The organism is Candidatus Dorea massiliensis AP6 (assembly GCF_964245105.1).
GTDB lineage: Bacteria > Bacillota > Clostridia > Lachnospirales > Lachnospiraceae > Laedolimicola > Laedolimicola intestinihominis.
The window spans coordinates 1-4,490 of record NZ_CAXTKW010000032.1; the positions used below are offsets into that span (position 1 = coordinate 1).

General features: G+C 51.3%; 6 protein-coding genes. 1 reads left to right on the forward strand and 5 read right to left on the reverse strand.

Annotated features, from left to right (window positions below; genetic code table 11):
• Together ACESZP_RS17725 and ACESZP_RS17730 are read right to left on the reverse strand one after the other, a co-directional pair.
• Positions 1–440 (reverse strand): recombinase family protein (locus ACESZP_RS17725; protein WP_499709923.1); only part of this gene is annotated, 440 nt, incomplete at its 3' end.
• Positions 441–638 carry a hypothetical protein gene (locus ACESZP_RS17730; RefSeq protein WP_097776279.1) on the reverse strand — a complete coding sequence of 66 codons (198 nt, stop codon included), beginning with the start codon at positions 636–638 and terminating at the stop codon, positions 441–443.
• Between ACESZP_RS17730 and ACESZP_RS17735 the strand changes: the two genes are divergently transcribed.
• Complete coding sequence (locus ACESZP_RS17735; RefSeq protein ID WP_004612762.1) at positions 612–851, forward strand: hypothetical protein; 240 nt, start codon at positions 612–614, stop codon at positions 849–851. The genes ACESZP_RS17730 and ACESZP_RS17735 overlap by 27 nt on opposite strands.
• A 28-nt stretch (positions 852–879) precedes the next feature.
• Here ACESZP_RS17735 and ACESZP_RS17740 read toward each other — a convergent pair whose 3' ends face one another.
• The 3 genes from ACESZP_RS17740 to mobQ all read right to left on the reverse strand — a co-directional run bounded on the left by ACESZP_RS17740 (position 880) and on the right by mobQ (position 4,485).
• Entirely contained in the window at positions 880–2,217 is a 1,338-nt protein-coding gene (locus ACESZP_RS17740; RefSeq protein ID WP_499709927.1) for a virulence-associated E family protein, read from the reverse strand.
• Positions 2,186–2,839 carry a CHC2 zinc finger domain-containing protein gene (locus ACESZP_RS17745; protein WP_499709925.1) on the reverse strand — a complete coding sequence of 218 codons (654 nt, stop codon included), beginning with the start codon at positions 2,837–2,839 and terminating at the stop codon, positions 2,186–2,188. Before ACESZP_RS17745 ends, ACESZP_RS17740 begins: the two co-directional genes overlap by 32 nt.
• A 65-nt stretch (positions 2,840–2,904) precedes the next feature.
• A complete protein-coding gene (gene mobQ / locus ACESZP_RS17750) occupies positions 2,905–4,485 on the reverse strand; it encodes a MobQ family relaxase (RefSeq protein WP_499709928.1) in 1,581 nt (526 codons plus the stop codon).
• Between the last annotated feature and the right edge of the window lie 5 nt (positions 4,486–4,490).

Here is a 4,490-nt window from a genome sequence, read left to right on the forward strand (position 1 = left end):
TTCAGGATATTCTTGAACGGGGCAATATCGTTGTTATCCCGCAGGGTGTCGATACCGTCATTCATGGCGATATAGCGGACACCGTTTCTTGGGAAAAAGTCCTCAATCAAATGCCCGGTTTGCAGATAGTTCCGCCCCAGTCGGCTGAGGTCTTTCGTGATGACAAGGTTGATTTGCCTGCGCTCAATGGCTCTCAACATTCTCTGTAAATCAGGACGCTCCATATTAAGACCTGTGAAGCCATCGTCCTGATAGACTGCCACAACCTCCCATCCCTGCTTTTCGCAGTATTTTTCCAGCATATCACGCTGGTTTGCGATACTGGCACTTTCGCCTTGCAGGTCATCGTCCTTTGACAGCCTGCAATAGACCGCTGCACGATAGCCCCCGGCAAGTGCCGAACCGATTGTTCTGTATTCCATTTCGTTCATCATAGCCATTTACCCACACAATCCAGACGGTATCTGGCTCTTTTGAACCTCATCTTCATTATAACTTATATCTTTCTTTTTAGCAAGATATTCTTTTGAATTTGTCTTTCCATATTTCTGGGAAATCAGGCTGACGAACACATCGGTGGCGTCAAGCTCCCCGTCAAACACAGTAGTCACATGAATCTCTGTTTTGTTTTTTGCCATAGGCAGTTATCCTCCATACATGAAAATAGCCAGACAGAGGGTGTCGGCAACGAAGTCCGGCAACGGGCTTCAAAAGACCTTGCAAACAATCTCAATCTGGCGATGATTACTATTTATACTTTTCTTTTATTTTTCTGTTGTTTTGGTTGTTATAAGGGAGAAAAGCCCGGAAATAAGGGGTTTTCCCCGGCAACCGGCTCGGCAACGGGATAGCAACAGGGGGTGCAACGGGCTGTCATTTTCAGAATGGAAGCTCCATCTGTTCTGTGACCTCCACAAAACCATCCATCGTTTTTTCAGACGGGTTGCCGGAGTCCGTTGCCGGGTTTTCACGCTCCCAGCCCTTTTGTCTGCCATATTCGGAAAACATTCTTGGGTTCGGGAAGTACCGCCAGCCGGTAATGCACTGGTTCATAATCTCGTTGATTTCCCGGATTTCCCATTGCTTCGGCTCGTCAAAGGTATGGTTCAAGGCTTCCTTGTAAAGCTGCTTGGAACAGACCATGCTCCCGGTGTACTTATCAAGATACGCCTGTATCATTCCGGCTTTGGTGTCCTCCGGCATAAAATCCCGCTGGTGTTCTTTGAGATACCGTTGCATGGTGGGGCTGAAAGCCAGCTTGAATCTGCCGCTTTGGTAAATCTCCATCGCTTCCGCCCACATCTGCCCGATATAGGCTCTGGAAGCAGCTTCGTCCTCCAAAATGTGAACCTCGGCTTGCTCCGGGTACACCATGACGGGGATAAAGCGGCGGTTGCCGGAACGGTCAAGGGGCAGGAAGTCAAGGGCATTGGAAGTGCCGCCAAACACGCACTGACGGGGGCGGTCTGCCGGGTGGGTTTCATAGGGTATCTTGTAAACCTCTTTCTGCCGGCTTAAAAATGACTTGATTTCCTCAATGCTCTTGGCGTTGGCGGTTGCCATCATTTCCGACATTTCGATAATCCAGTGACCTTGCAGCTTACGGTACACATTGTCATCGTCCAGCTTCCGCAAATCATCGGAGAACCACTCGTCCCGGACTGCCAGCAGACGGAAGAAAGTGGACTTGCCAGCCCCCTGACCGCCTACCAGACAGAGCATGATTTCAAATTTGCACCCCGGCTGAAAGGCTCGTGAGATTGCACCCAGCAGGAACAGCTTCAACGCTTCATAGGTGTAATCGTCTGCGTCAGCCCCCAGAAAGTGCCGCAGACAGAAACGGATTCGTTCTGTCCCGTCCCACACAAGGGCACTTAGGTAGTCCCGGATGGGATGGTACTTGTTTTCATTCGCCACAATCCCGATGGCGTTATCAATCTTTTTCTCATTGGTAAGCCCGTAGGTTTCTTCCAGATAGAGAAGCAGATACTTCATATCCGTATCATTCAGGGCGGTGCTTTCTCTGTGGAAGCCGATGGGCTTTATGATGTCCTTGCGGTCAGTTAGGATGTTGTATGCGATAGCCCCGGAAAGCAGCGGGTCACGCTGGAATACGGTCAGACAGTTCCGTATGCTCTGACGGACACCGCCTTTCTCGGTAGTTTCCAGCCCCGCCTTGATTTCCTCAATGTTCTGGGGTGGCTGCATGGCGTTCATGGCGTTCATGGTGTTTTTTAGTTCTTGCTGCGTCTGCGGCTGCAAGCTCTGCCATTCGCTGTTCAAGCTGTATCACATCCTTTCCGTATTCCGTAATCAAAGCCGCTTTTTCCTCTGTTTCCCCGAACAGCAGCACATCCAGCAGATATTCCACATGGTCTTGCTTCTGTAAGGCTTCCACAAACCGGGGATGAAAGACTTCCTCCGGGGAGTGCGGGGCATATTCCTTTCTCCACACTCGGAGTAGGTGGAGATAATCGGCAAGAATACGGAAGCAGCGGTTTTTTGCTTCCTGAAACTGTTCCTCCGGGGATTTCTGCCGGGGCTTAGGCTTTTTTGCTTTTCCCGGCGGTTTCCAGTCCTCATAGGAAAGCCCGAAGTCCTGTGCCAGCTGTACGGCGGCTTCTTTCTTTCCCAGCCCATACAGGGCGGCGGCAAAATCAATCACATCCCCATCCGCACCGCAGCCGAAGCAGTGGTAACGCCGATCCAGCTTCATGCTTGGGGTTTTATCATGATGGAACGGGCAGCAAGCCATCCCGTTCCGCCCTGCATGAATTCCATAATGCTCCGCAGCCTGTCTGGTTGTGACGGACTGCTTCACAGCTTCAAATACATTCAAATCTATCCCTCCTTGAAAAAAAGAAAAGCACCTGACATTCTCTGATTGAAAATGGCAAGTGCCTGTTAAAGTTCCATATCCTGTTGTCTGTGTTTCGTCTGTTCCGGGGCAGTTCTTTGTGCTTTTTTCTCGTCTGCCTTATCCTGCAAGACTTCTTTGATGGGCTGCTTCTTGGGCGGCTCTTTGCTTTCTTCTGTGCCGGGGGTGGCTTTCCGTACCCAGTAGCGGATGTCCCGCAGCTTCTTCAAATCCTCCTGTACCTCGGTCAGCGGTACTTTCAGTTCTGCGATTTCGCTGAGAAGCGTTTCCTGCTCCTCTTGCAGTTCCTTTTGGGTGCTGTCCTTATCGTCCGGGTGCTTGGCAAGGTAGGCGGCGGCTTTCGCATATCGGGCAACCTCCGGGTGTTCCTGTTTGAATTTCTCCTTTGTTTTCTTGAAAAATATCTTCTGGTACTTCTCATAGACAGGCTTACATTCTTTGCAGTCTGTCCGGCTGGCAAGAATCCCGTCAATCACTTTGCTTCGGGCTTCCTTTGGCTTCATCTGATTGCGGTAATCTGCGGCTGATTTCCCGGAAGATTCCAGAAACGCTTCTAAGTCCTCCACAGTGGAAAGCCCCTTTTGCCGGAGATAGGACAGGGCTTCGCTGACTGCCTTTAAGTCCTGTGAAGTCCCCCGGTTCTGTCCAGCCCTTGTCCAGTCCTTCCGTTCTTCCTTTCGTATCTCCATATACTTCATCAGCAGATTGGGAAGAAGTGTTGCTTCCTCCGCCGCCTTTTGTGCAAGCAGTTCTTTCCGTTTTTCTCCCAGCTCGGTAATCCAGCCTTTGAGGTTTTGGATAAGCTGCCGGATGGACTTCATCAGGCGGTTGGCGGCTCTGATTTCCCGGTTCAGGTTGCCGATATTCGTCTGGATACCTCGCTTTTCCATCTGCCGGACAGCAGCACCCTCATGGACAGTAGGGATAATATCAAGCCCCTGTCTGGCATAGGAACGCAAGTCCACACGCTCCGGGCGGTCATTGGCTTCCAGATAGCGGTTCTGGATGACCTCCCATTCATGCCGCCAGATTTCACAATACTTCTGGTCGTTCCAGTCCACCGTATCCTCCTTGTGGCTTTTCCACCTGCCGGATGGCAGCTTTATCCGTTCCCCGTTCTCGTCAAGGTCATAAACCTTGCGGCTCTTGGAAAGCCATTTCCCATGTTCGTCCATTGCCCTCATAGTGAGCAGGACATGGGCGTGAGGATTGTGTCCCGGCGGGTGGGGGTCATGGATGGCAAAGTCAGCAATCATGCCTTTGGAAACAAACTGTTGCTGGCAGAACTCCCGGACAAGGACAGCGTACTGGTCGGGCGGTATCTCTCTGGGAATGGTAAGCACCCACCGCCTTGCAAGCTGGGAGTTCCATTGTTTCTCCACAGCTTCGGCGGCGTTCCATAAAGTATTGCGGTCTGCATACTCCGGCGGGGCATTTGCCGGGAGCAGGATTTCATTGTGGACGATACCTCGCTTTTCTGGGTAGTGCTTCACTTCTTGGTCGTATTCACAGAACAGCTTTTCGCCGCTCTGGTAGGCAGCGGCGGCAACCGCAGACTGCTGTTGGCTACGCTGAACAATCGAGATTTCGTTGTGTGGACAGGGCATTTCGT